Genomic DNA, 23942 nt, shown 5'->3' with positions numbered 1-23942 from the left:
GCGATGCTGCGCCTGGTCCTGCAACTCGGTCTACTTGCCGCGGGCATCGGGTTGGCAGCATCGAATCTGCTGGACAACCAAACCATACAGACGTTGACATCCTCGATCCGTGATTTTGCGGCAACGCTCAGGCAAAGCGGATTGCCGGGAGGCAAGGAAGCGGCTTCCGGGATCGATAAAGCCGCTGACGCGGCGCAATCGGCGGCGCCTGCGCTGGCAACCACAGGCCAGGCGCGCGACACGGCCGCGCCCGAAGAGCAGACGGCGCCCAAGAAGGCGTTCTACAACACATTGCCGGACGAGTGCTACTGGGACAAGCTTATTGACCCTGCCACAGGCAAGGTGTCCTGCGCCTTGCCGTCTCGCGCCGCGCGCGCAAGCGCAAAATAGGTTAAATCTGTGCGCTTTTTCCTGCATTTGTCGCGACCCAAATCGATACACTGGGCGACATGGATCGCAAATGGCAAATCCTCACAACTGCCGTCATCGGCTTACTGATCGCGCTGCTGCTGGCAAGCAAAAGCTTTGCGGCGTGCTTTAACGACGCAGCGGCCCGTTACCGGGTCCCCCCATCGCTGCTCATGGCGATCTCCCGTGTGGAGTCTGGCGGAAACCCGAATGCGGTCAGCCGCAACGCCGATGGCAGCTACGACATCGGCCACATGCAGATCAATAGCCGCTGGTTACCAGTGCTTCAGAGGTATGGCATTACCGAGCGGAATCTGTTCGACGCTTGTACCAACACCTACGTCGGGGCATGGATTCTGGCCCAGAACATCCATCGGCTCGGATACGGCTGGGATGCCATCGGCGCTTACAACGCCAGCAGCCCAAGCAAAAGGATGGCGTATGCCAGAAAGGTCGCAGCGATGATGAAGAAGGGGGGAGCGCTGTGAAGCGTGCGCTGGCTGCATGTTTGGTGGCCCCGGCGTTTCTGGCGGGTTGTGTGAGCATGTCGCAGCCGCGCCAGGAAGATGAGCCACCCCAGAGGGTGAATGTCGGATGGATCAAGCGGGACTGGCGGGTATGCAACGAAGATGAGTGCCCCAAGCCGACGCCCAAGACGGTCGTGATTACGCCACCGCAAGCGCAGGTCGCGATCAAACCCATCGAACCGCCAAAACAAACCGTCACGGTTCGTGAACCGGTCGTAGTGCATTTTGACTTCGCAAAAGCGGTCCCGGTGGGTGACTGGAAGCACGCGCTGGAAACCGTCGAGCGTCAGGTAGCGCCATCAGACAGCCTACTTATCAAGGCGTATACCGACGACTTGGGGAGCGAACGGTACAACGATCGACTCGCGCGCCAACGCGCCGCGTTCGTGCTGTCGCAGCTCAAAGCGCTGGGCATCAAGAATCCGATGGAAGTTAAGGCCAAAGGCAAGTGCTGCTATGTGGCGCCGAACGACACGGATGCAGGCCGCGCCGCCAACCGGCGCGCGGAAGTTCATTTCATCACCCCGAAGGAGATCAATAAGTGATTCCGAAATCGAAGGAAGCAGTCCGGGACATGCTGATCGCCGGCGCGTTCATTGTGATGGGAGCGTTGCTCCCGGGATCGCTGCTGGATAAGGGATTCGAAGCCCATATCGGCGGCATCGCAATGGGGCTAGGCATTGGCTGGCTCATCAAATCCATCATCGACCACTCGAAAGGAGCTAAGCATGAATCGTAAAACACAAATCGCTCTCGCCGGGGCCGCTCTCTTTCTGATTGCGGGAAGCGCCTTTGCGGGCACGACCGGCACGGAGTTCCAGAACCTGTACACCTGGATCAACAACGTGGTGACGGGTTATTTCGGTCGTGCCGTTGCCGTGGCAGCGGTGGGTATCGGCGCGATCCTCTCCATCGCCCGAGTCAACCCGATCCCTATCCTGGCGGGCGTCGGCTTTGCGATCTTCCTGCAATACACGCCGACGATCATCAGCGGCATCCTGACCGCGACCATCTAAGGATCGAACCATGGGCGGCGACGAAACCGGATACATCCCGAAATCGCTGGATGCGCAGGAGCGATTCCTGTGGTGGGAAATGGACCAGGCTGTGATCGCCATCATGCTGATCGGCATGGGGGTCATTTCTGGCTCCATGCTCCTGGGGATCGCGGCGGGCGGTTTGGCGGCCTGGCAATACGGCCGCCTGAAAGCCGGCAAGCATCCGAAGTTCGCCGTCCATGCCCTTTACTGGTGGCTGCCGAGCGGTCTGTTCGTGAAGCCACGGGTCACCCCGCCTTCGGATCAACGGTATTTTCTTGGATAGGAGAAATCATGCGAAAAGCCATCAAGATCGCTGCATTCATTGCCGCGCTATGCACGGCATCAGCCTATGCTCAGACTCAGTCTGCGGCGCCAACGGGAGAATCCGCTAAGCGCAGCCTTTGCCGGTCGCAGATTCTGTCTTCGGAGTTCTTTAGGAACCATTACACGGAGTGCCTGGGCGACGGGCGGATGTCTGTCGAAGAGATGCTGAAGAAATACCGTGTTGTTGCTGTCTCGCAGAGCACGGGCGCAACCGGAATGATCTACATCACCTACGCAGTCGAAAGACTAGACTGAGATGCTCTTCAAGAAATACCTCTCGGAGCGGGACAACGCCAACCAGGAGATCCGCTTCATGCGCCTCCTCGTGGCAGGGCTGACCGTGGTGGTGCTCATCGAGGGAGCAGCGATGTTGAGGCTAGCGGGGGCGGAGAAAACCGTCCTCGTGCCCCCTGAAATCAACCGTAGCTTCTGGGTGTCGGGGAACGCCGTCTCCAAGGAATACCTGGAAGAAATGGCGTACTGGTATGCAGGGTTGGCGCTCAACGTCACGCCCGTCGTCTCCGATTATCAGAACAGCCTGTTCCTCAAGTATGCGGCTCCATCCGAATACGGGCGCTTGCAGGCAGAGATGGGGGCGCGGGCAGAGTTCCTGAAAAAAAACAACGCGGCGACCCAATTCTCCGTTCGCAACGTCACGACGGACGAAAAAGCCCTTAAGGTGGCGCTGTCCGGGACGCTCGTAACCTGGACGTCGGACAAGAAGGCGGGCGAGCGGAACGCCACTTATCTCGTCGGATTCAAGTTCATGAATGGACGGCTCTATGTCAGCGACTTCAAAGAAACCAGCGATCAAAATCTTTTTGGCAACCCTGCTGGCAGCCAGTCTTGACGCGCACAGCGCCCAGGTCCTCACCGGAAAACCAGACGACACCCTGAGCGCCATGGTGTCGCGGTCCGAGCCGACCATGATCCGTGTGGAGGGTCATCGCATCCGGCGGGTGTTCGGGGCCGAAGGTGAGTTCGCGGTCACACCAGACAAAGACGCGGGCACTGCATATATCAAGCCGACGACCGACAAGCAGGCATTCAGCGTCTTTGTGTCGGATGAAACGGGGCGCACATGGAAGCTGTTGCTGTCGGTTGCCGACGGCCCATCCGATTCCATCATCATCAAGGGCAAGCCGGAACCAGGCAACAAGCAGGCTGGCCGCGACATGGCGCGCAACCAAGCGATCAAGCGCGTCTTGCTTGCTCTCGAATCCTCTGATGAGACGGACATGGAATCTCGGGTGACGAACGAACTGGCGCCTCTCTGGAAAGAAGCCATGTTCGTGCTCGTCAAGGTCGTCGATGGACCGCTCAAGGGTGAGAAATACATGCTCACGAACACATCTGACAAACCCATGGTGATCGACGAGCGTGAGCTTTACCGGCGTGGCGTGGTGGCCGTGTCGGTTGAACGACCGGAACTCAAACCGGCGGAAACGACGGCCGTGTACGTGATCTCGGAGTCGGCAGAATGAGTGCAGACACCAAGACAACCCTGGCCGACCGTTTCAAGAACCTGTCGCCCAAAGCCAAGCAGTATCTCGTGCTTGGCGCCCTGGGCACGGTCTTCCTTGGCATCGTCTTCGGCAGTGTCGCTCTCTGGAACAACCAACCTTCGATGGTGCCGCAATCCAACAAGGAAGAACACACCACCAAGAACATCGCAACGCCCGGGTCTCAGGTCGACCCACGCGATGTCTGGATGGCGCAATCCTCTCAGCAAATGAAGGAAATGGATGCGGTTCTCCAAGGGATCAAGCAAAGGCTGGATGCGGTCGAGCAGAAGCAGAATGCGCCTCAACCCCCCGCGCAGAAGACGGAAAGCGTTTTGCCGCCGCTGCCGCCTGTTCCGCCGCCACCTGCGCCATCGCCCGTCTCTCAACAGCAGCCTGCGCCACAACCGCCAGCGAGCGGGACGGGGACGCCATCGCCGCAGGCGCCGCCGCCACAGCCGAAGGAGCCTGGGATTGCCGTCTTTGAGGTATCCGACGCCGCCGCTGCCGTACAGGGCGCACAGGAGGAGCAAAAAGGCAAGACTTACATCCCATCCGGCTCGTTCATGCGCGCTGTGCTCCTGGGCGGACTGGATGCTCCGACAGGCGGCCAGGCCCAGAACAACCCTTGGCCGGTGCTGCTGCGGGTCCAGGACAACGCCTTCCTGCCCAACCGCTTCCGGGCCAAGGTCAAGGAGTGCTTTCTGTTGGGCTCGGGGTACGGCGACATCAGCTCCGAAAGGGCTTATCTGAGGCTCGAATCGCTCTCGTGCGTGCTCAACACCGGAGAGGTGGTTGATACCAATGCCAAAGGGTATGTGGTTGGCGAGGACGGCAAGGCCGGTATGCGCGGGCGGCTGGTGAGCAAACAAGGGCAGGTGCTTGCGAATGCGCTCCTGGCTGGCGTCGCCTCAGGCATCGGTCAGGCGTTCCAGCAAAGCGCGACCACCTACTCGACCAGCCCATTGGGGACGATCGGCACCGTGGACACGGGCAAACAGTTCCAGGCCGGAGTAGGCGCCGGCGTCGGAAAGGCGCTGGATCGGCTCTCGCAGTACTACATCAACCTGGCCGAGAAGATGTTCCCGATCATCGAGGTAGATGCAGGGCGGGTGGTGGATGTCGTCCTGACCAAGGGCGTGACGCTTGGCCTCGGCCCGAGCGTGGATGAAGGCGATTACACGGACGTCTGGAAGCGGGGTCGCCGCATCATGGGGAAAGCGTTGGATGCCTTCGCGCATTGATCGGCGCGCATCCAGAAACCAAGCGGTGCGGGCCGCCATCCTGCAAGAAGCCGCATCGATCGCAGCAAGGGTGTCGCTGTTTGGTCCTGGCGGCATTGGACGGCTCACACCCGAGCAGGTGCAGCAGCAGATTGTTCAGGCACTTTTGGAAGAATCGAAGAAGGAGAAACGTAATGCAAATGCGTAGCGTTGTATTGGGCGTGGCCATGGCTCTTGCGTCGTCGGCTGTGCTGGCGGGGCAGACGGACGATGTGCTGAATCGGCTGAAGGAGAAATATCCGGCCACCAAAATCACGGCGGTGTACGAAAGCCCGATCAAGGGCATTTACGAAGTGGTCATGGGTCGCAATGTGGCATACACGGACGAGTCCGGCCGGTACATGCTATTTGGCCACCTCTACGACATGCAGGAGCAAAAAGACCTCACCGCCCAGCGCATCGATGAGATCAGCAAAATCGACGTGTCTGTGTTGCCGCTGGCGGATGCCATCAAGACTGTCAAAGGCGACGGCTCTCGGACGCTCTATGTGTTTTCCGACCCGGATTGCCCGTTCTGCCAGCGCTTGGAGCGCGAGACGATGCCGAAACTCGATAACGTGACGATTTACACCTTCCTCTACCCGCTGGAGGGGCTACATCCCGACGCCAAGCGCAAGGCGGAAGCCATCTGGTGCGCCAAAGACCGCGCAAAAGCATGGGGCGCCTTCATGACGAGCGGCAAGCTGCCAGATGAAAAAACCCAGTGCGACAGCCCGGTAGCACGGAATGTTCGGCTGGGAAGCAGCCTCGGCATCAGCGGCACGCCAACCATCATCCTGGGTGACGGGACGATGGTGCCGGGGTTCGTGCCGGCATCCGAGATCGAACGGCGTCTTTCAGGTGGCAGTCGCCCGATGGGTGGCGCGGCTCAGCGCCAGTGAGGGGGATCGACATGCGCACGTATGCTGCCGCGATCCTGATCGCGACCCTCCTCGGAGGGTGCGCCAGCACGATGTCGGGGCTGGACGGAGAGACCAAGTTCTCTTGTAAGGCCCCGGATGGCGTGACGTGTTCCTCCCTGTCTGGTGTCTACGCCAATGCCGTCGCAAACAACTTGCCGGCCTTGCGCAAGGGGGAGAAGGTCGAGGCCTCGGTTGGGGCGCCTGCGAAGTCAGGCGAGATCATTGGGAAGGCGCCGTCATCCGGTGACCCGATCCGCACACAACCGAAGGTCCTGCGCGTCTGGATCGCCCCATGGGAGGACTCGGAAGGTGACCTACATGACCAGTCATACATCTACGTCGTAGCCGATCCTGGCCGCTGGGTGATCGAACACAACCAGAAGCGGATCATCGATCGCTACCGGCCGACCTTCATCCAGCCCAGCCAGGGCAATCCGGCGCAAAAACCATCGGCCTCGGCGCCGCAACAGGCGGGTAGCGGTGTGGTTCTGCCTGGCGCGCAAGGCTACGGGCCCACGGCGCCGCAGCAACCTCACGCGGGGGCAGGAGGACAGGAGTGAGCGTGCTTGATGCCCTGAAAACCATCTTTTACGGCGAGCGGTTCGCCCCGGCCGATGCGGTTCCTCGCGCGTTGCTGGAGCAAATCGCGACGATCCCGAGGCTTACCGGGATTCTGCCGTATCTGGGCTGGATGCAGGACGAAAAACTGTTCGTTCTTGACCAGGGCGCATTCGGCGGGAAGCCCGAGCAAAACATCGGCTTCTGCATCGAGACCATGCCGCAGACCGGCTCCAACGAGGAAATGGAGCGGGTGCTGGCGAGCTTGTTCATGTCCTGCCCCCCTGGCACAGGCATCCAAGTATCTCTTTACGCAAGCCCGCACATTCTCCCGGTGTTGCGGGATCAGGCAAGACTGCTGCCCGTCGACAGCGACAAGACCGGCGGTGAGTGGGAAGACAGGCGCAACAAAAATGTCTTCCGCGAAATGGCGCGCCGGAGAATCGATTACTACCTCGAAGGCACGGGGAAGTCACTGTTCTCACACCACGTTTATCTGCTGCGTGATTACCGTTGCGTGATTTCCATCACGACGCCCTTGAGCCCTTCGGTTCCGGCGGATGTGGAAGAAGCTATCCGCATCCGCGAGAGCGCCCATGCGACCCTGCGCTCAGCCCATCTTCCGGGTTGGGATTGGGGGCCGAACGACCTGCTCAACTTCGTGGCCGATTTCTTCGACCACGAGCGGGTGTTCGGGAGGGCGGCAGACAAGCCGATCGAATACGACGATTCGCGGCTGCTGCGCTCGCATCTATCGAATCTGGAGATCGCTTCGAGCGTCGCCGACAGCTTCATCAAGTTCCGCAAGGGAGGCGGAGAAGAAACCGCCCTGCAATGTTTCTCCGTGCGGCAGTACCCCAGGTACTACCGCCTTGGCAACATGGGCGCCCTGATCGGGGACTATTACCAGATGGCTCTGGCGATTCCATGCCCGTTCCTGATCACGATGGGCGCCATCATCCTTGATTATGAGTCGGCGCGGACCAAGGCTCAGGTCAAGGCGGCCCGCGCGACCCAGGCCGCCGGTTCCTACATGGCGCACTTCCAGCCCGACCTGCAAGACCGCAAGCGCGACTGGGACATGGTGCTACGGGCATTCGACAACGGACGAAATGTCGTCCAGATGTACCATCAGATCGTCCTGATCTCACGGCTGGAAGACGTGGCGAGAAGCGAACATGCAGTACGCGCCGTCTGGCGGGCGCGGGGTTTCGACCTGGCGAAGGATGTTTATCTTCAGCATCAGGCTCTCGTGGCGGCCATGCCGTGCACGCTGACTCCGGCGCTGCAAAAGGACTTGCAGATGTTTGGCCGCGCCGGAACCAAGACGGCGGACAACGCCGTCATGACGGCCCCGCTGATCGCTGAATGGAAGGGGACGGAGACGCCGGTCGTCACCCTGTTCGGCCGGCGTGGGCAGATCATGACGTTCGACCTGTTCAACAACACGGGCGGCAACTACAACTTCGCGGTGGCGGCGTTGTCGGGTTCCGGCAAGTCGGTATTCGTCAATGAACTGGCCTTCCGCTATCTCGGAACGGGCGCCAAAGTCTGGATCATCGATGTGGGCCGGTCATACCGCAACCTGTGCGAGCTTCTCGACGGCGAATTCATCGAGTTTTCGGACGAACGCAGCAACACGATCTGCCTCAACCCGTTCTCGATGGTGGTTGACATCAACAACGACATGGAAATGCTGCTGCCGCTGGTCGCTCAGATGGCAAGCCCAAGGGAGCCGTTGGACAACTACGGCTACGCAGCGCTGGCCGCGGCGATCAAGCGTGTCTGGGACGCCAAAGGCAAGCAGGCGACCATCACCGACGTGTATGAACTACTCAAGACGGGTCGCTTGTCCGAGGACGGCGAGCACGAACGCGATTTGTCGCGCCTGGCGACCGCGCTTGAGCCATACACAAAGTATGGTGTGTATTCGAGCTACTTTGAGGGAGATGCAAATATCGCCTTCCACAAACCCTTCGTTGTCCTGGAGTTGGAAGAGCTGAAGTCCAAGAAAGACCTCCAGGCCGTGGTGATGCAGCTCATGATGTACCGTATCACCCAGGAAATGTATCTCGACCGCTCCAAACGGAAGCTCGTCATCATCGACGAGGCGTGGGACCTGATGGGAAGTGGATCAAGCGCTGGGTTCATCGAGGCCGGATACCGGCGGGCACGTAAGTATGGTGGCGCATTCGGCACCATCACGCAGTCCGTCGAGGACTACTACAAGAACGACGCCACCAAAGCTGCGATCCAGAACGCGGACTGGCTGTTCCTGCTCAGGCAGAAACCCGAATCCATTGATCGGCTGGGCAAGGAAGGCAAGCTCCATGTTGACGAATGGATGAAGCGGCAACTGTCGAGCGTGGCGACCGAGCACGGTTACTACTCGGAAATCTTTGTGCACGGACCGATGGGGTCGGGCGTCGGGAGGCTGATTCTCGACCCGTTCTCGATGCTCCTCTACTCAACCAGGGCGGAGGACTTCCAGGCAATCAAAACGCTCAAGGATCAGGGGATGACGGTGGTCGAAGCAATTGAGACGATCCTGCAGAGAAGGAAAACATCGTGAACAAGACACTCAGTGTTGCTGTGGTCGTGATGATTGGCATGCTTGCCTTGGCAGGATGCAAGGAACAGGCATCCACAACGGGCGCGCCGAATACAGGCGAGAGAACAGATAGCAAATCGACAAAGGAGGCGGTAGAGCAATCGACCTTTTGTAAGGTTGGTCTGGAAGCGCTGTTTGGGGCGGTTGATTGCAAGCCAGGCCAGAAAATCGCCTTTCTGCCAGAGCAGTTTTGCAACGAGCAGCTACCGATCCTGTTTGCCGCTGGAAACTGCGACCTGCGCTACAACGTGGCGCTAACCAGGGGCGGCGTGGTGTGCATTTACCTGCCCGCCGCGCAGCAGAAAAAGTCAGAGCCAGAAGAACAGAAAAAGCGGTAACGACGAGGGCGTAGTCTGATGGAATCGGAGAAAACCATTGATTTGGCGTCAAGCGAGGATGCCGCGCCGAGCGCCTCGCGCGCCAACCCAAGCCGGTCAGGGCTGAAGGGACACATCCTCACCTGGATGTTGTCTGTTCTGTCCGCGTGCATCATCGGGGCTGCCTGGGTGTACACGCACCCCCAGCCGGGGCGACTCGCCATGGTAGACATGGCAGCGATTCTCAAGGAAGAGATCGCAAAGATGGACCGGGAAATCAAGCCCGACATGACGGACGCCAAGAAACAGGAGATCGCCGCCAGGCTGTCCAAACTGGCCGAGAAGATGAAATGGGCCAGCGATCAGGTAGCGAAAGAGTGCGGGTGCACGATCATCAGTGCTGGCGCAGTGTTGTCCAATGGATCGAAGGATGTGCAAGACCTGACATGGCGCGTCAAACAGCTTGTGTCGCAGTAACGTTGAGCATTGCAGCGATGCTGCAATCGTGCGTTGCCCTGTCGGCCACGGCAGAGGCCGGAGGCATTGATTACCCCTCGGCCTGGCAGTGCGACAGCCCCAAATTCAACTGGTACTGCGCGGAGCCGCCACCTGAGCAGGCCAAGGACAGCCAGGCCAAGGCCAAGAAGCCGCTTTCCAAGGAAGAAGAGGCGCTCAAGCGGCTGGAGCAATGGAAGCGCGACCTGGAAGCAAAGCGCGCGCTCTCGATCCTTGAGCCGACACCAGAGAACGTTAAAGCCTACATCCAGGAGCAGGATCGGCTCATGCAAACGGCGTCAGTCTATTCCGACGTGTGGCGCCGGGCATTGTGGCAAACCCCAGACTTGAACTACGAGCTGAAGCGGCCAGTGACGGCAGCCGGGATCGAGGTGCAGAAACAGGTGCGCAAGCGGGCGGAGATGAACACGCTCCAGGCGCTTGCGAACGAATGGGGCTTGTTCTTCTTCTTCCGCTCGGACTGCCCCTACTGCCACCGGATGTCCGCGACGCTCAAGCTAATGTCTGACCTGTATGGCATCACGGTTTTCCCTGTGTCTCTCGATGGCGGCACGTTGCCAGAGTATCCGAACGCAAGGATGGACAATGGCCTTGCCGCAAGGCTGAACGTGACCCAGGTGCCGACGATGGTCCTGGGCAACGTCAAAGACAAGCGGATGATCCCCATCGGCTCGGGAGTGGTTGCCATCGACGACATGATCCAGCGCATCTATGTCCTTACCCAGACCAAGCCTGGCGAATTGTATTGAAAAGATGCACAAGTAGCCCTTTTTTTGGTCAGAAGCGCGCGGCAGGTGTTGTTGAATAGACGGGTTGATGTTCGCAAGGGGGTTGTATGTTCAGAAAACGCTTGATTGCCGGGGTCGTGGCCGCCGCTTTTGCCGTGGGCGCCCATGCCACCGTGTACTCGGAGATGAACGACTGGTTCAACGAGCTGGGCGTTTACGGCAACGTCACCGGTCCACAGGCCATCAGCGGCCAGACCGGCACCACCTTCACGGGCGGCTCTCTCTTCATGCGCACCCCGATTCGAAACTATCAGCTCTTCGCCTTCCAGCCGCCGACCGTGCGCGCGGGATGTGGCGGTATCGACCTGCATGCAGGCTCGTTTTCTTTCATCAACTCGGAAGCCTTCACAGCGCTGCTGCGCAACATCGGCAACGCGGCTATTGGCGCAGCATTCATGATGGCCGTTGAATCTGTCTCCCCGGAACTAGCGGACACCATGAAGTCCTTGCAGCAATTCGCGCAATCGGCGAATGCGATGAACATCAATAGCTGCGAGGCAGGAAAGGCGCTCGCCAGCGTGGCTGCCGATAGCGTCAAGGGCATGCTCGCCAAGGAGGACACCACGGGGCGGGCTGAAGGGGCGCGAACCACTAACATGTTCACGGACGCGCTTAATGCTGCCACACAATTCATGAATGACCTCAATGCCAGGAAGAATGCCATGACTGCCATGCAGGCGGCAGACCCTGGCATGAAAGACCTCCTGCAATCGAAGAACGTCGCGTGGTTCGCGTTGCGCAAGCTCAATACCACCGAGGAAATGACCAACCTCATGATGAGCATGACGGGGACCGTCATCCTGCGGGCGTCGGACAAAAACGACTCTGGCAAGCCCGAGATCGAGGAAAAGCCGCCGATCATCACCTACGCGCAGCTTGTCGGCAAGCCAGATTCGCAGACGACTAGGGTGAAGCTGTACCGCTGCACGGATGGCGACGCTTCGCTCAACGGATGTCTGTCCATGGACACCTACGATGCCGATCTGTACTCGTTCTATTACCGTGTCCGCAAGCTCCTGGAGGAAGGGCGGAACAAGGTGCTGGCAAGATCGCCCATGGACTTTGGGGACGACGTGGACAAGGCAATGTACACGAACGCCTCGGTACCTCTGTGGAAGATCGTGGCGGCCAGCGCCACAGGAGCATTTGCCCAACACGACGACTTGTACGCAGAACTGGTATCCACGCAGCTTGCCTATGCCTATCTCACAGAAATCCTGCGTGAGGCTACCAAGGCCATGATGTCCAACAGCGCATCCCAGGATGACCAGGCCGTGGCCGCCACCAGGAAGCTCATCGAGAACATCAAGCAGGCCCAGAGCATGGCTGCGAAGGAATACAGCGTAGCGCTGCAAAAAGGGCAAGCCATCGCGGCCCAGCAGAAAAACATCCAATGGTTTGTCGAAACCCTTTACGGGGCGCTTAATGCGCGAGGGTTGGCCGACAAGTTTGTGTTAGCAGATCAAAAGTGAACTACGAAGTCTATTCTTACTGGAACCTGCCTGAACTGGAAGGGGTTTTCAACGCCATCGCGGCGTTGACTGCCTCATCAGACTTTACCGGCCTGCTGCGACTGCTCGCGCTGGTCGCCATCATCTCGCTGGTGATGGCGGCCTTGTCTGGCCGGGCGCGGCATGAAGACTTCTGGCGTTGGGTCATCATGCTCGCCGTCATCAACGGCATGCTGCTTGTGCCAAAGGCGACGGTAATCTTGATCGACCGCACCTCATCTCAGCCGCCCCGCGTAATCGGGAACGTCCCTATTGGTCTTGCGGCGCTGGCGCACGGGACCAGCAAGATCGGGGACTGGCTCACGCGGGCCTACGAGACCGTGTTCGCGTTGCCGAACGATCTCCAGTTCCAGCAAAACGGAATGATGTTCGGGCACCGCATGTTGACCGAAAGCGTCAAGCTCGCGCCGGAGATCGTAAACGGCCGATGGATGCGCGATTTCCAGGAGTTCTGGCGCGAATGCGTGATGCCGGACATCGCTTCCGGCTACCTGCCGGTCGATACCCTGAGGAATTCACACAACTTCTGGGGTGAACTGAACAATACCAACCCAGCCCTGTACGTCACACTATCGACCGTTGGCACGGTGAACTGCCCATCCGCGTACACGGATCTGACCAACCGGCTCGACGGCGCGGTAGTGCCGGCCGCAATCCAGCTTCAGGCCGATATGTACTACCCCGGGCAGCCAGCAAACACGACAAAATACAAGAATGCACTCTCGCAAGCCTATGCCTTCGGGCTAAACAACAGCAGCACGGCAGAGAGCATCGTCAAGCAGCAGATGAGCATCAATGCCGGCATCAGGGCTTATTGCGAAACCTTCGTCCAGCTTGGCGACGCAAACAAAGCGTCCTTGTGCTATTCGAGCGCAATGGGGGCGCACCAGACCAACTACACATATCAGGTGCTCGCCAAGATTGCCGAGAGCTCGATGCCCAAGGTCAAGAGCGCAATCGAGATCATCCAGTATGCGGTGTTTCCGATCATCCTGGCGTTCGCGATCGTGGCGGGCCACATGGGCCTTAGCGTGCTCAAGACTTATGTGATGAGCCTGGTGTGGATTCAGCTTTGGGCTCCGCTCTATGCTGTCATCCACTACATCCAAACGATCAGGCTACCCGAGTACGCCAACCAGCTTGCTGGCCTTGGTGACACGCTAGCCGGGCAATCCGGCCTCCTTCAGATGGGGGTGTCGGATCAGGCCGTGGCCGGGATGTTGGTCGTGGCTATCCCGCCCATTGCCGCAGCCCTGGTCAAGGGCGGAGAGGTCGGCTTGCAGGCCGTGGCCGGTCTGGTGTCCGCACCCAGGACAGCCGAGCAGCAGGCGGCGGCCAACGCCAAGGGCAACGAGAGCGTGGGGCAATGGAATGCGGCGCCGACCATTCGGAGCGGTGTGCCAAACATCATGGTTGCCGGGGAACAGGGCAGGGTAGAACAAGAAGGCTTGGTTTACCGTTTCTCTGGATCGTGGGGTCAGGCTGCGGCGCTGGATTTAAACCGGGATGGTCGCATTACCTTCGATGAAATCACATTTTTTCAGGGGCTGGGAACTGCGATGTTTGGCGGCAAGGCCGGCCTGTCTCTGGGGCAGAGTAGGTCGGACGGCATCTATTCGGACGAATCGGTTCAGAAAGGCGAGGGACGAGCGGCCTCACTTGGAGATACCCAGACGGCGAGGCTGAACAGAGAGAAAACAGCCGATTGGAGCCGGAAATTCACGCAGGCGCTCAACAGAGAAATCGGCCATGAAACAGGCGGTGGTACGACAACCGCGGCCGGGCATGCATCCAATACACACAGCGAAGCGTCAGGACATAAGACGTTAAATAACAATGAGGGGAGCTCGTTCAACTCAAGAGCAGGTGTAGGGGCGGGCCCTCAACGTGGAACGACGACCAATAACGAAGAAGGCGGGAACGTAGGCAACAGGAAAAAATTGGCCGGACTGCTCAGTGGAGCAATGTCGGCTTCTGTTACCGGTGAAATCAAAACCGCCCAGCAATACATGGAGGCAGCGACTGAGACTATGAAGGCCATGAGCCAGGATGATGTCAGGAAGAGCTATGACATCGTGAGTCGAGCCCTGAAAAAGATCGCAGGCACAACCTCGGACCAAGGGATGCGCCAGGCGGCAGAGCGGTTGGCGGCGGCGTTGGACAATGCGAAGACGCTTGATAGCAAGGAATTGGCATCGATCATGGAGCAGGCAAGCGCCGGCAATCGACGGGACGTGACCAGCCGCAACGCAGCCGAAATATCGATCGATACAAGTCGTGAGCTTTTCAGGACAGCATGGATGATGATGGCTAGCCGGGAGGGGTGGGACGATACGGTGACCCCGGAGCGGTTGGAAATGTTTGCCCGTGAGTGGAACAACAACGCCTCATTCCGGGAAGACGCCGAAATCGCCATGCTCGAACGTCTCAAGGGGAACAAACTGATGCAAACCGGTGTGCAGGCTCCTTTGAGCCAGGAAGAGCTTAAGAAGGATGGGGACGCAAAAGTCAAAAATCTGGAACAAAAAGGAAATGAAGCGGTTAAGCAAAAGAATCTCGATAACAAGCGAGAAGTAGAAAGAGAACAACCCTTCGATGCGCGCTCGATGCCAAGCATTGCGCCCGCTGCTCAAGCCTACGCGGAGGCCATGAGACATGCGGATAAGGAGGTTCAACAGAGAGCGGCCCAGATGCACCTGGAACAGGGCATCCTGACAGTTGCTAATGAGCTTTACCACAACAGACAGAAAGGCGTTATCCAAAATATCGCGAACACATGGCTCGGAGGAATAGGCTCGGCGAGCCCACAGGAATACGCGACGAAACTCCGCGAGGCAGCACACAAAGACCCGGAGCTAGCCCGAATACTGGCCGTGATTGGTATGAACCACGAAAAGGCGAAGATTCTGCCGACCGAAGAGAATTTGAACGTGGTCACGCAAATGGCGGGGCGGTCGATCGCGAATGCAGAGGGCAACGTCTCCACGATGTGGTATGACGTCAAAACCAACACTACACAGTGGGCGAAAAGTGTGTTCAGCAGCATAAACAACGCGCTGGACCGAACGGTGAGTCATGGCCACCAGGTGGTTGAAGGGGCTACGGGGGGCGAAAAAACGCCACCACCCAACAATCGTTAAGGAACAGTCTGCGCAACCCACGTGCGACGCTTGATTGTGTAGCGCTTCACCGCGTTGAGTCGCGCCGAGATTCACCATCGGTGGTCAAAGGAGCTACTGTGGTCGATATGAAGGTTGCTGTCGCTGTCGATGCGGACGCCACCAACGTATATACCAGGCCCAAACGGCCCAGCCTGAAACCCGTTCTCAAAGAGAGAATCGTCGTCCCTTTGTTTTGCTTCATCTAAGTAATTGACCGGGCCACCGGCAGCGGCGCCAAGCTCATTCACCAGCGGGGTGTAACGTTCTCCCGTCAGCCAGTGCAAGAGCCTCCAGAAGATGTCGATGACGAAGTAAACGAAAGACGCAAGGAAAAGCGACCCGAGAACGTCGTACAAAGAACGTGAGAGTTTTTGCATCTCTCCGGACATCCCGAAAACCATCAAGGCAGCCGTCGTGCACACGGTTAACGCAAGCCACAGACGACGCGCCATCTTGCTCTTCAGTTCACTGGTCAGAAAACACGTGATGCGGCCGACGGTGTAAAGCGGCACACCGAAGATGGCGACCAAAAATAAAATCCCGAATACGGTGCTCATGTTTTTATCCTTTCTTCACGCTATGGGCTGCCGAGCCCCATCGTTTTCGCAACACGATCCAATCGATCGTCGCAGGTCATCAGGCGAGCCCCGTGCCGCTCCGCCAAGGCGAGATACAGTGCATCGTACACCGTGAGATCGTGTGTGTCCGCCAAAGAGAGGGCAGCGACAAGCAAGGGAGCATGCGGCTCGATGCGCACCGGCAGGGAGACAATCGCCTCAATGATCTCTCTGGCCTCCCAGGAAGACAGCTCGCCGCGCCGTCTTTTACGCAACAGCACGCTGGCCGATTCGGCCAGCATCAGCTCAGGGGCCAGCACGACATCCGAGCCGTGCATTGCCCGGTTCATAGCCGCCTCGATCTCGGGATGAAGTGGCCCGTCCGGGACAAAGAGCCGCACGACAGCCGATGTATCGACGACCCAGATCATCGTGCCCGATCAGCGCGGACATCCTCAACGGTATCGCCGAGTGTTCGCCCGGCGAGTTTGTCGCGCCAGTGCCGGGCAGCCTCCACGGGCGACGGCTTGGTCAGGCGCACTTCACGTTCGATCAGGGTGCGAACGTATTCCTGCACGCTGCGATGACTGGCGGCGGCAAGCCGCTTCAATGCCTCATGGACATCATCGGGCAGGTTGCGGATATGGAGTGCTTTCATAATGGCTCCTGTGCCCCAGAAAGGTAGCGACATGCTACCGTTTGTTTGCTATCATCTTAGCACAAAAATCGCTTGACACCAGACGAAGGTGATGCTAGAAAGCAGAACAGGTGCTAACAACACCTCAACAGCGGTCTTCCGCGCCCGACAGTTCGCGGTATTTTTACGCCCGTAATCCGCCCGCCGCCTCCTCGGGCGGGTTGCGAGTCGAGTCGATGGCCGGGTGTGCGGCTAATACAAGACCTTTCGGGGGAATACGCCCGCCGCCCTGTTGACGGTTGTTAGCACCCGGCCGCCCACGGTCGTTCGTGAGTACTTCGACTCGGAAGGAGCATAAAAATGCCGCAAGACGAACTCGATCTGCTCGATCGCGAGGAACGCATCTTCAAGTGCTTCCAGGCCGCGATCAGTCTCCTCAGTCCCAACGAAGAAGCCCACGACCCGGACGGCGTGCGGGAACTGCTTGATTTCCTCGTGGAGGAATACCAGGCGGCCCGTGAGGCGCTGATGGACCGCGTGCGGGAGCTGCGCCGTGGATGCACGGCCGTTTAACGGCGCGTTCTGGTGCGCTTTTCGGGCAAGAATCCGGCGGTGCGTCTGCTACCGTGTCCTTCTGAATTGAGACGGGAGCGCGACATGCTTAAGCCCTTGCCCATCGCCTGGATCGCCTGGGATACGCCGGAGCGGATCGCGGCACATCCGGCGATCAAGGACGGCCTCGGGCACGATGCCCCTGGCCTGGTGCTTACCATCTTCGCCAACGGCTGTCTCAAGGTCTCGGCCACGCGCCGCCCTCGCCTGCACCTGGCCGACGCAGCCCGATATGCGAGGGCTGCCCATACCTGGATCGAGGCAGCGCTGGTGTCCGAGCCGAATCGGCACCTGCACAGGGTGGCCGATACGCTCAGAAAGCGCCTTCAACTCGAAGGTTGGCGCAACCTCGGAAACGGCGTATTCGAGGCGCTGCCGGTCGAGAAGGCGCTGGCGGTGTTGTCCGGCATCCGGGACATCGCTGAGCCGCCGCGGCCGCCTGTCAGGGAGACCGCCATCCCCGCTTTTCTGAGAAAGGAGGATTCCGAAATGCAAGAGAATTCCGTCGGCGCCTTGCCAGCCCTCGTCATCGCCAGCACCCCGATCCGCCAGGACGACGCTGGCCGTTTCTGCCTGAACGACCTTCACAAGGCGGCGGGAGGGGAGAATCGTCATCGACCATCACTGTGGCTTGAAAATCAGCAGACGCAAGAGCTGGTTGAAGAAATTGCCAAAGCAGGAAATCCTGCTTTGGAACAAAATCAACCTGTTAGCGTTATCAAAGGGGGGTCCTCGCCGGGCACCTACGTCTGCAAGGAACTGGTCTACGCCTACGCGATGTGGGTCAGCCCGAAGTTTCACCTAACGGTAATCCGCGCGTTCGACGATTTTGTAATGGGGCGCAAGCCGCAGGTGGGCGGCGTCCTCCCGGATGTGGTGGCAAGCGCCATCAAGACGCGCGCATGGCGGCTGGCCGAGGAATATCGCCTTGCTGGAATGCGATTGATCAGCGGCGCGCATCGTCCTGGCGACGAGGAGCTGTTCTGGGAAACCGCATCCAGGGCGATGGAACGGCTGGAAGAACACCTTACCAGCATTGCCAGAAACATGCTGGCAAGCAAACGCGACCCCCGGCAGCTCGCGGCATGGATTCTTGTCTGGAAGCCTGAAGTGCCGGAGTGGGAGCGTAGGTTGCATTGAGCTTTGAACTTCTCCCCTCCCTGATTGTGATCAGGACATATGCGGGAGATCGCTGTGGAGACTGCCATGCGCATCGTCAACATGCTGGAAGCCAAATCGACGCTCTCGAAGCTCGTCGAGCTCGTTGAGCAGGGTGAAGAGATGGAAATTCTCATCGCCCGCAACGGCCGCCCGGCGGCAAAACTCGTCAAGGCTGGGGCCGAACCTGTGGGACAGCGCATCGGCGTTGCCAAAGGTAAATTCAATGTGCCAGAGGACATCGATTCAGGCAACGACGAGATCGCCAGGATGTTCCAGAATGCGAAGAATTAGTCGTGGATGATGGACACGCTCTCCCTCAACACCGCTCCGAACCCAGACGGCACCTTTACCACGCGCTGGAAGTGGCGGCAGCAACATGCACGACAGCCAGGCAAGGGAGGCGTCGTTCGCGTCTCGTTTCCGAATAACGACTTGGTGGCGGTATGATCGTCGTCTATTTCCTATTCGCGCTCGCCATCCTGTTCGCCGTTAGCGCCATCATCGCCGAACGGCACGAGCGCAAACGTAAAGCAACCAAACACGAACAGGCGCCGCATCGATTAGAGCCGGAGCGCCTACCTCATGTTGTGGAGCTTTCGAACCATGGCGCACACCTGCTCGCGGAAGTGGAGCGCAAGCGGCAGGCCTCCGAGGAAGCGATCCGCAAACACCAAGCCACTCTAGAGGGTTTGGCGATCGAGGAAGCCAAGATCAAGTCTGGCCTTGACGGGGAAAGGAGGCTAGACCGGCTTCTTCGCGGCAACCTCGACGATAGCTGGACCATCATTGTCGGCTACCGTGCCTATGAGGGTGAGATCGATCGCATCCTGGTGGGGCCGAAAGGCGTGTTTGCCTTCGAGGTCAAGAACTTGGGCGGAGTCATTCACTGCAACGGCGACCGCTGGTGGCGCGACAAGACAGACAGACGTGGCAAGGTCATTGAGCGGGATGTTCCGATCGTGGACAACGGCGGGAGAAGCCCGTCACGCCAGATCAATGACGCGGCGGATGCCTTGGAACGACTGCTCAGAAAGAACGGACACGACGTCAAAATCGTGCGGGCTGTGGTATTGACGAACCCAAGAGCCGAACTCGGTAACATCAGCGGCCTGACCGTCCACTTTCTGGCCCAGGTGTGGCGCATGAACATGCAGAGAATATTCGCGCGCGGCACGCCTCTCGACACAGAACAGGTCCGCAAGATCACCGTCGCCATCCGCCGCCACCACGAATGGTTCGAACGCAAGGAGCGGCAACCAGCAAGGCCCGACGAAAAACTCAGCCAAGCTTTCTCGCCATCTCCCTGACGAGCTCTTCGAGGTCGGCTACTCGTTTCGCCTCCTGAACGCGAGAGAAAATCTCTTCAAGAACAGCGTTCCGCCTATCCTCTTCCAGCCCGTCGAGCAACCCCTTCACTGCGTCGATTTTTCGAAGATAGGCATCATCGAAGGCGGGGTACTTGGCTTCGCCCTCCGCGCACATGTCTCCTTGCCCCAACAGGAGCCAATTCAGGTTGACACCTGTTTTGCCAATGGCGACAAGCGCTTCCCCGCCAGGCACGTTGACCCCGTTTTCGTACTTGCGAACAACCCCAATATGCAATCCTGTCCGGCTAGAGAACTCTTCCTGGGTTAGCCCAAGATGTTTTCTCCAAGCCTTTAGGCGCTTCCCGATGGTGGGTTTCAAAAAGTCTCCTTTTGGCTCTCTTTTTTCTTGACACATACCGAATACGGTTTATACTGAGCGCGTAGGGCAAGTTGGAAACGCGCCATGAAAGACATCATTTCGCTAAACCGCCAATTTCTCATTATGGCAAGGGAAGCGGCAGGCTCCAAGGCAGGAGAGGTCATTACCGGCCTGCCCCGGCCCGTTTTGGACCGTCTGGCCAACCTAAGCATCGACCAGATCGAGGCGATAGCCCAAGGAGCCGGGGTCAGCCTCATCACCTTCAGGCTCAGCGAGGCCGAGCTGACTCGACTAATAGATATTCAGGAGAGCCAGCGAGCAGCCTATTCGCTGGCAGTAGTTGCTTTGCAGAAGCGTTGATGGTCGAACTAGCCGAACTCGAAAATCTCCAACTAGCCCACGCGCTCATTCGGGCGGGGCTGCGGCTGTCCATTGTTCGCGGTATGGCGGGCATCGGGACGCGCACCCTGCGCCAGTGGTGGAAGGATGTCCACGGCGTCCGGCCGCCCAATGGCAAGCTGCCGGAGTCCGTCCTGTCTTACATAAAGGACAAGGATTCAGCATCCAGGTTGTCCGCGTTCGTCGCTCTCCATAGACGATTGCATGGGTCGGAACTGACGCCGGAAAGCTTTCTGACGACCTGGCGCGAGTTTCAGCGCATCTGCGGTCCGATCGACATCAACGCGGCGTATTTCGCCGTTCGGGATGTCAAGGTTGGAATCGTGGCGTTTCCCCGCTGCGACCAATGCAACGCGGGTTTCATTTATGACGCTGGCAGCAGGCACACTGATCGCTGCCCGTTCTGCGACACACGGGTCCTCGCCGACTGAGACACCCAAACCCGACCCGGTGAGGTGGCCGGGACAAGATGGAAGCCGAGCGGCTTTTGAAGACCGCACTCGATGCCTGGCGCAAGGTCTATCTCATCATGCGACGTTATCCAAAAACCGCCGTAGCATGCGCCGCAAGCGGTCCTGATCCTTGATAAGCATGTTGACCAGTAATGGCTAGGCTTGTGTAGGTATTGCGGAACGGAAGCGAAACAGCGCGTTTCCGTGCGCTTTTCGTGACGTTTTCCATGTCACGCCTACGTACCATGCAGGCATGCTCGAAGCACTCTATTCTCACCTTGCCCGCCGCGCCGCGATGTACCTCTGGATGCTGGTTGCCTTCGTCACGTTCAGCCGGTACTTCGCCCTGACTATCAACGTCTCCAACTCCTTGCCGGGCACGATCTTTCTTGTCGAGAAAGGCGCGAAACCAGGCAAAGGCGATCTGGCGGCATTTCGTTACAACGGTGGTGGGCCTTATGAGCGGGGAAGCCTGTTCCTCAAGCGCGTCTTGGGGATGCCAGGATCGGTGGTGACCGCTACGGATCGAGGTAACGGCTATCGCGACTACTTCGTCGATGGACAGTTTGCAGGCCGCGCCAAACCATTGTCCAAGCACGGCATGCCTCTCGCCCCCGGTCCGGTCGGCGTCATACCGGAAGGGCGGTACTACATGGCCGCGCCCAACCCCGACAGCCTCGACTCTCGCTATGCCTTGGTTGGTTGGGTCAAAGACAGCCAGATCGTTGGACGAGGAATCAAGATTTTCTAAAGGACGGTGGCGTGATTTTTTGGTGGAGACGCGCGAAGCAGGAAAACCAGCCTGTTGCTCGCGAGCACGTCATGCAATGGCGTGATGATGAAATTCCGCGCTACCCGCCATTCATGAAGGGCCTCCCGGCTGTGTCGCCAGAAAAGCTACTGGAAACACAAGCCGAGCTGATCGAACGCATCGCCGACACAGCGATCGCGCTGCCCGCGCAGTTCGAGCGCTATTACCTGTCTGCAATCCGGCGCTTTGCGCAATTCGCCCACCTGCTGCCGGCGTCACAGTCCCACCATCATCGAGGCGCTGGCGGCCTCCTGCGGCACTCCATCGAGGTCGGCCTTTGGGCGCTTCAATCCGCTGACAAGGTGCTGCTGGATGCAGCGAAGACGCCATCCCAGCGGCGCGAAATGGAGCCGCGCTGGCAACTGGCCGTGTTTCTTGCGGCGCTATGTCATGACGCTGGCAAGCCGGTGACCGATCTCACCGTGACCAACAAAGATCGGACGGCGATCTGGAAGCCTATCAAGGAAGACCTCTACGCCTGGGCCATGAAGAACGGTGTCGAGGCGTATTTTCTCGATTGGCGTGAAGGCCGTTCCCGGCAGCACACCGTCCTTTCCAATCTGATCGCGGATCGAATCATCGGAGCGGAAACGCTCGAATGGATCGAAGAGGGGGGAACGGAACTCATCGTTTGGCTGATGGAATCTCTCGCCTACAACCCAAGCCCGACGAATCTCATCCACGATCTGGTCATCAAGGCCGACCAGACCAGCGTCGAGCGCGACCTTAAGACGCTCGGCGTCGCGATGGCCGGATACGACCTTGGCGTGCCTGTCGAGCGCCATCTGACGGACATCATGCGCCGCTTCATCAAAGAAGGCGTGTGGCTCATCAACGAACCCGGTGCGCGGCTGTGGAACATCGGCGGGCACATCTACCTGGTTTGGCCTGCTGCCGGAGAGGAGATCGCCAGACAGGTTCGCGAGGACGGCATTCCCGGCATCCCGAGAACGCCGGACGGCATCCTGGACATGCTGGTGGAGCGGCAGATTGCCTTCGTCCGGGAAGGCGCTGCTCCAGGGGACCGGCTCTGGAAGATCGCGCCTAAAGTGCTGTCGGACAAGATTCCTGATATTTGTCTCTCAGCCATTCGGCTGAGGGATGAGGCGATGGTGTCATCCGTGCCAATCCCTTCGGTTGAGGGCGCAATCGTCAACGATAAGGGCGGCGGCGCCCAGCCACTGGCTCAATCCGGTGAAGAGTCTCTTCCAGAAGACGCTCGTGACCTTGGCGAGCCGCAAGGCGAAAACGGCGGCAGAAAGCCAGATGACAGGAGCAAGCCATCCCTTCGCGGCGACAAGTCTCTGGAGGACGCCCCTGCCATGGAAGCCGTCACCAAAGCATCGAACGGGACGCAGCCAATCGTTCTGGACGGCGCCGTGGGTGAAGCCATCAAGGCGCTCGCGCAGGACCTCAAGTCCGGCGACAAGCGATGGGGGGTCGATGTCGTCATCGATGTGGACCAGCATGTGCTGCTCCGGTGGCCGGATGCCTTCAGCGGGTATGGGTTGACTCCCAAGTCGATTCTCGACGAGTTGGGTAGCCGGGAGTGGTTGTGGATCGACCCGATGGCCCCCTTGAAAAAGGTCATGGAAGCACAGTTCGAGGACGGCGCTGCGAAAGCCATCCGCTTGACGCGGGAAATCAGCCAGGCGTTGATCCAGGAGGCCGGAGCAGCACTGGATGGCGGCCGCATCGAGACCGAAGTCAAAAATCCGCCATGCCAGGAGGCGAAGAAACCAGCCGAACCAGAGAACCCGCGGATGCAAGCGAAACCCGTCAAGCAGAGCCGCAAGCCAAAGCGTGAGGCAGCAAGCCTTGATGAAAAAACGAGCGCAGCAAGCTTCGGCGAAACCAACACCCAACAAAGGAATGAGCAGCCTGGCAAGACACCCGCAAGCGTCGATGGCGAAACGGACGGAGATCAGGGTGCGGGGGATGTGGCGGACTCGGCCGGACTACCCTCTGTGGATGACGTGATGGCGGCGATCAAAGACCTTCCGGCAACCGTGCAGTCTGACGGATACCTCATCATCAACAAGCAGGACGTGCTTGCGGCGTGCAAAAAGCGCGGGCTGCGGATCACGCACAGACGCCTGCGGGAGCTGGGGAGCAAAGACCCAGATAGGCTATCAGTGGATGGCGGCGTTGTCCGATTCAAGCTTTGAGAAAAGCAACC

At 59.1% G+C, this 23942-nt stretch carries 30 protein-coding genes and 1 pseudogene; 27 read left to right on the top strand and 4 right to left on the bottom strand.

The features are described 5' to 3' along the window. The first annotated feature begins 3 nt into the window (after positions 1-3). The 19 genes and pseudogenes from V6E02_RS10810 to V6E02_RS10720 all read left to right on the top strand — a co-directional run bounded on the left by V6E02_RS10810 (position 4) and on the right by V6E02_RS10720 (position 15427). On the top strand, positions 4-390 hold the full coding sequence (locus tag V6E02_RS10810; RefSeq protein ID WP_347308812.1) for a hypothetical protein: 387 nt from the start codon (positions 4-6) through the stop codon (positions 388-390). A 143-nt stretch (positions 391-533) separates the two neighbouring features. Continuing rightward, positions 534-863, top strand: a pseudogene (locus tag V6E02_RS10805) (lytic transglycosylase domain-containing protein); the annotation flags it as partial. Between the two features lie 29 nt (positions 864-892). Next, positions 893-1480 (top strand): OmpA family protein, encoded by a 588-nt coding sequence (locus V6E02_RS10800; RefSeq protein ID WP_347308810.1) that lies wholly within the window; start codon positions 893-895, stop codon positions 1478-1480. Positions 1481-1509: 29 nt separating this feature from the next. Continuing rightward, positions 1510-1674, top strand: coding sequence for a hypothetical protein (locus V6E02_RS10795; RefSeq protein WP_347308809.1), 165 nt, complete (start codon positions 1510-1512; stop codon positions 1672-1674). Next, entirely contained in the window at positions 1664-1951 is a 288-nt protein-coding gene (gene traA, locus V6E02_RS10790; RefSeq protein WP_347308808.1) for a TraA family conjugative transfer protein, read from the top strand. The genes V6E02_RS10795 and traA overlap by 11 nt, the downstream gene beginning before the upstream one ends. 10 nt (positions 1952-1961) lie before the next feature. Beyond that, on the top strand, positions 1962-2258 hold the full coding sequence (gene traL, locus V6E02_RS10785; protein ID WP_310676500.1) for a type IV conjugative transfer system protein TraL: 297 nt from the start codon (positions 1962-1964) through the stop codon (positions 2256-2258). Between the two features lie 8 nt (positions 2259-2266). After that, positions 2267-2554: a hypothetical protein gene (locus V6E02_RS10780; protein ID WP_347308807.1), complete on the top strand. Its 288-nt coding sequence runs from the start codon at positions 2267-2269 to the stop codon at positions 2552-2554. Position 2555: 1 nt separating this feature from the next. Beyond that, positions 2556-3149, top strand: a complete 594-nt coding sequence (gene traE / locus V6E02_RS10775) for a type IV conjugative transfer system protein TraE (protein ID WP_347308806.1) — start codon at positions 2556-2558, stop codon at positions 3147-3149. Beyond that, positions 3121-3783, top strand: a complete 663-nt coding sequence (locus V6E02_RS10770; RefSeq protein ID WP_347308805.1) for a TraK domain-containing protein — start codon at positions 3121-3123, stop codon at positions 3781-3783. Before traE ends, V6E02_RS10770 begins: the two co-directional genes overlap by 29 nt. Beyond that, positions 3780-5045, top strand: a complete 1266-nt coding sequence (locus V6E02_RS10765) for a TraB/VirB10 family protein (protein WP_347308804.1) — start codon at positions 3780-3782, stop codon at positions 5043-5045. Before V6E02_RS10770 ends, V6E02_RS10765 begins: the two co-directional genes overlap by 4 nt. Beyond that, the gene (locus tag V6E02_RS10760; protein ID WP_347308803.1) at positions 5029-5232 is read left to right on the top strand and encodes a hypothetical protein; all 204 of its coding nucleotides are present in this window, start codon (positions 5029-5031) and stop codon (positions 5230-5232) included. Before V6E02_RS10765 ends, V6E02_RS10760 begins: the two co-directional genes overlap by 17 nt. Then, complete coding sequence (locus tag V6E02_RS10755) at positions 5219-5965, top strand: DsbC family protein (protein ID WP_347308802.1); 747 nt, start codon at positions 5219-5221, stop codon at positions 5963-5965. The genes V6E02_RS10760 and V6E02_RS10755 overlap by 14 nt, the downstream gene beginning before the upstream one ends. An 11-nt stretch (positions 5966-5976) precedes the next feature. Beyond that, positions 5977-6546, top strand: a complete 570-nt coding sequence (traV, locus tag V6E02_RS10750) for a type IV conjugative transfer system lipoprotein TraV (RefSeq protein WP_347308801.1) — start codon at positions 5977-5979, stop codon at positions 6544-6546. A 2-nt stretch (positions 6547-6548) separates the two neighbouring features. Further along, entirely contained in the window at positions 6549-9116 is a 2568-nt protein-coding gene (traC, locus tag V6E02_RS10745) for a type IV secretion system protein TraC (protein ID WP_347308800.1), read from the top strand. Continuing rightward, positions 9113-9493 carry a hypothetical protein gene (locus V6E02_RS10740; protein WP_347308799.1) on the top strand — a complete coding sequence of 127 codons (381 nt, stop codon included), beginning with the start codon at positions 9113-9115 and terminating at the stop codon, positions 9491-9493. Before traC ends, V6E02_RS10740 begins: the two co-directional genes overlap by 4 nt. Before the next feature lie 18 nt (positions 9494-9511). Further along, complete coding sequence (locus tag V6E02_RS10735; protein WP_347308798.1) at positions 9512-9949, top strand: hypothetical protein; 438 nt, start codon at positions 9512-9514, stop codon at positions 9947-9949. Next, positions 9919-10737 (top strand): conjugal transfer protein TraF, encoded by an 819-nt coding sequence (locus tag V6E02_RS10730; RefSeq protein ID WP_347308797.1) that lies wholly within the window; start codon positions 9919-9921, stop codon positions 10735-10737. The genes V6E02_RS10735 and V6E02_RS10730 overlap by 31 nt, the downstream gene beginning before the upstream one ends. Positions 10738-10823: 86 nt before the next feature. After that, positions 10824-12248 (top strand): conjugal transfer protein TraH, encoded by a 1425-nt coding sequence (locus tag V6E02_RS10725; protein ID WP_347308796.1) that lies wholly within the window; start codon positions 10824-10826, stop codon positions 12246-12248. Beyond that, positions 12245-15427 carry a conjugal transfer protein TraG N-terminal domain-containing protein gene (locus V6E02_RS10720; protein WP_347308795.1) on the top strand — a complete coding sequence of 1061 codons (3183 nt, stop codon included), beginning with the start codon at positions 12245-12247 and terminating at the stop codon, positions 15425-15427. Before V6E02_RS10725 ends, V6E02_RS10720 begins: the two co-directional genes overlap by 4 nt. 71 nt (positions 15428-15498) lie before the next feature. Here V6E02_RS10720 and V6E02_RS10715 read toward each other — a convergent pair whose 3' ends face one another. The 3 genes from V6E02_RS10715 to V6E02_RS10705 are packed head-to-tail and all read right to left on the bottom strand — an operon-like array spanning position 15499 to position 16663. After that, entirely contained in the window at positions 15499-16005 is a 507-nt protein-coding gene (locus tag V6E02_RS10715) for a hypothetical protein (protein ID WP_347308794.1), read from the bottom strand. Between the two features lie 20 nt (positions 16006-16025). Then, positions 16026-16436, bottom strand: coding sequence for a type II toxin-antitoxin system VapC family toxin (locus V6E02_RS10710; protein ID WP_347308793.1), 411 nt, complete (start codon positions 16434-16436; stop codon positions 16026-16028). After that, positions 16433-16663 carry a FitA-like ribbon-helix-helix domain-containing protein gene (locus V6E02_RS10705; RefSeq protein WP_347308792.1) on the bottom strand — a complete coding sequence of 77 codons (231 nt, stop codon included), beginning with the start codon at positions 16661-16663 and terminating at the stop codon, positions 16433-16435. Before V6E02_RS10705 ends, V6E02_RS10710 begins: the two co-directional genes overlap by 4 nt. Positions 16664-17002: 339 nt before the next feature. Between V6E02_RS10705 and V6E02_RS10700 the strand changes: the two genes are divergently transcribed. The 4 genes from V6E02_RS10700 (at position 17003) to V6E02_RS10685 (ending at position 19722) form a co-directional block, all read left to right on the top strand. Beyond that, positions 17003-17215 carry a hypothetical protein gene (locus tag V6E02_RS10700; protein ID WP_347308791.1) on the top strand — a complete coding sequence of 71 codons (213 nt, stop codon included), beginning with the start codon at positions 17003-17005 and terminating at the stop codon, positions 17213-17215. Positions 17216-17299: 84 nt separating this feature from the next. Then, positions 17300-18394, top strand: a complete 1095-nt coding sequence (locus tag V6E02_RS10695) for a KilA-N domain-containing protein (RefSeq protein ID WP_347308790.1) — start codon at positions 17300-17302, stop codon at positions 18392-18394. Positions 18395-18460: 66 nt separating this feature from the next. Further along, a complete protein-coding gene (locus V6E02_RS10690; protein WP_347308789.1) occupies positions 18461-18706 on the top strand; it encodes a type II toxin-antitoxin system Phd/YefM family antitoxin in 246 nt (81 codons plus the stop codon). A 152-nt stretch (positions 18707-18858) separates the two neighbouring features. Beyond that, positions 18859-19722, top strand: coding sequence for a nuclease-related domain-containing protein (locus tag V6E02_RS10685; protein ID WP_347308788.1), 864 nt, complete (start codon positions 18859-18861; stop codon positions 19720-19722). Here the strand turns inward: V6E02_RS10685 and V6E02_RS10680 are convergent. Further along, the gene (locus V6E02_RS10680) at positions 19694-20101 is read right to left on the bottom strand and encodes a helix-turn-helix domain-containing protein (RefSeq protein WP_347308787.1); all 408 of its coding nucleotides are present in this window, start codon (positions 20099-20101) and stop codon (positions 19694-19696) included. The two genes, V6E02_RS10685 and V6E02_RS10680, sit on opposite strands and share 29 nt — an antisense overlap. 84 nt (positions 20102-20185) lie before the next feature. On the opposite strand from V6E02_RS10680, the gene V6E02_RS10675 reads away from it, so the two are divergent. From V6E02_RS10675 to mobH, 4 genes are all read left to right on the top strand, one after another. After that, the gene (locus V6E02_RS10675; RefSeq protein ID WP_347308786.1) at positions 20186-20461 is read left to right on the top strand and encodes a hypothetical protein; all 276 of its coding nucleotides are present in this window, start codon (positions 20186-20188) and stop codon (positions 20459-20461) included. Further along, a complete protein-coding gene (locus tag V6E02_RS10670) occupies positions 20461-20931 on the top strand; it encodes a FlhC family transcriptional regulator (RefSeq protein WP_347308785.1) in 471 nt (156 codons plus the stop codon). Before V6E02_RS10675 ends, V6E02_RS10670 begins: the two co-directional genes overlap by 1 nt. Positions 20932-21205: 274 nt before the next feature. Then, a complete protein-coding gene (locus V6E02_RS10665) occupies positions 21206-21703 on the top strand; it encodes a S26 family signal peptidase (RefSeq protein ID WP_347308784.1) in 498 nt (165 codons plus the stop codon). Positions 21704-21774: 71 nt separating this feature from the next. After that, positions 21775-23931, top strand: a complete 2157-nt coding sequence (gene mobH / locus V6E02_RS10660) for a MobH family relaxase (RefSeq protein WP_347308783.1) — start codon at positions 21775-21777, stop codon at positions 23929-23931. The last annotated feature ends 11 nt before the right edge of the window (positions 23932-23942 follow it).

The organism is Thiobacter sp. AK1 (assembly GCF_039822265.1).
GTDB classification, from domain to species: Bacteria; Pseudomonadota; Gammaproteobacteria; order Burkholderiales; family Thiobacteraceae; genus Thiobacter; species Thiobacter aerophilum.
This window is presented reverse-complemented; position numbering and strand designations above follow the sequence as displayed.

Bases quoted from the DNA above. Each gene is read 5' to 3' on its own strand.
- V6E02_RS10810 (WP_347308812.1), top strand. From the start codon at position 4: ATGCTGCGCCTGGTCCTGCAACTCGGTCTACTTGCCGCGGGCATCGGG.
- V6E02_RS10795 (WP_347308809.1), top strand. From the start codon at position 1,510: ATGCTGATCGCCGGCGCGTTCATTGTGATGGGAGCGTTGCTCCCGGGA.
- traA (WP_347308808.1), top strand. From the start codon at position 1,664: ATGAATCGTAAAACACAAATCGCTCTCGCCGGGGCCGCTCTCTTTCTG.
- traL (WP_310676500.1), top strand. From the start codon at position 1,962: ATGGGCGGCGACGAAACCGGATACATCCCGAAATCGCTGGATGCGCAG.
- V6E02_RS10780 (WP_347308807.1), top strand. From the start codon at position 2,267: ATGCGAAAAGCCATCAAGATCGCTGCATTCATTGCCGCGCTATGCACG.
- traE (WP_347308806.1), top strand. From the start codon at position 2,556: ATGCTCTTCAAGAAATACCTCTCGGAGCGGGACAACGCCAACCAGGAG.
- V6E02_RS10765 (WP_347308804.1), top strand. From the start codon at position 3,780: ATGAGTGCAGACACCAAGACAACCCTGGCCGACCGTTTCAAGAACCTG.
- V6E02_RS10760 (WP_347308803.1), top strand. From the start codon at position 5,029: ATGCCTTCGCGCATTGATCGGCGCGCATCCAGAAACCAAGCGGTGCGG.
- V6E02_RS10755 (WP_347308802.1), top strand. From the start codon at position 5,219: ATGCAAATGCGTAGCGTTGTATTGGGCGTGGCCATGGCTCTTGCGTCG.
- traV (WP_347308801.1), top strand. From the start codon at position 5,977: ATGCGCACGTATGCTGCCGCGATCCTGATCGCGACCCTCCTCGGAGGG.
- V6E02_RS10735 (WP_347308798.1), top strand. From the start codon at position 9,512: ATGGAATCGGAGAAAACCATTGATTTGGCGTCAAGCGAGGATGCCGCG.
- V6E02_RS10730 (WP_347308797.1), top strand. From the start codon at position 9,919: ATGGCGCGTCAAACAGCTTGTGTCGCAGTAACGTTGAGCATTGCAGCG.
- V6E02_RS10725 (WP_347308796.1), top strand. From the start codon at position 10,824: ATGTTCAGAAAACGCTTGATTGCCGGGGTCGTGGCCGCCGCTTTTGCC.
- V6E02_RS10715 (WP_347308794.1), bottom strand. From the start codon at position 16,005: ATGAGCACCGTATTCGGGATTTTATTTTTGGTCGCCATCTTCGGTGTG.
- V6E02_RS10710 (WP_347308793.1), bottom strand. From the start codon at position 16,436: ATGATCTGGGTCGTCGATACATCGGCTGTCGTGCGGCTCTTTGTCCCG.
- V6E02_RS10705 (WP_347308792.1), bottom strand. From the start codon at position 16,663: ATGAAAGCACTCCATATCCGCAACCTGCCCGATGATGTCCATGAGGCA.
- V6E02_RS10700 (WP_347308791.1), top strand. From the start codon at position 17,003: ATGCCGCAAGACGAACTCGATCTGCTCGATCGCGAGGAACGCATCTTC.
- V6E02_RS10695 (WP_347308790.1), top strand. From the start codon at position 17,300: ATGCTTAAGCCCTTGCCCATCGCCTGGATCGCCTGGGATACGCCGGAG.
- V6E02_RS10690 (WP_347308789.1), top strand. From the start codon at position 18,461: ATGCGCATCGTCAACATGCTGGAAGCCAAATCGACGCTCTCGAAGCTC.
- V6E02_RS10685 (WP_347308788.1), top strand. From the start codon at position 18,859: ATGATCGTCGTCTATTTCCTATTCGCGCTCGCCATCCTGTTCGCCGTT.
- V6E02_RS10675 (WP_347308786.1), top strand. From the start codon at position 20,186: ATGAAAGACATCATTTCGCTAAACCGCCAATTTCTCATTATGGCAAGG.
- V6E02_RS10670 (WP_347308785.1), top strand. From the start codon at position 20,461: ATGGTCGAACTAGCCGAACTCGAAAATCTCCAACTAGCCCACGCGCTC.
- V6E02_RS10665 (WP_347308784.1), top strand. From the start codon at position 21,206: ATGCTCGAAGCACTCTATTCTCACCTTGCCCGCCGCGCCGCGATGTAC.
- mobH (WP_347308783.1), top strand. From the start codon at position 21,775: ATGCAATGGCGTGATGATGAAATTCCGCGCTACCCGCCATTCATGAAG.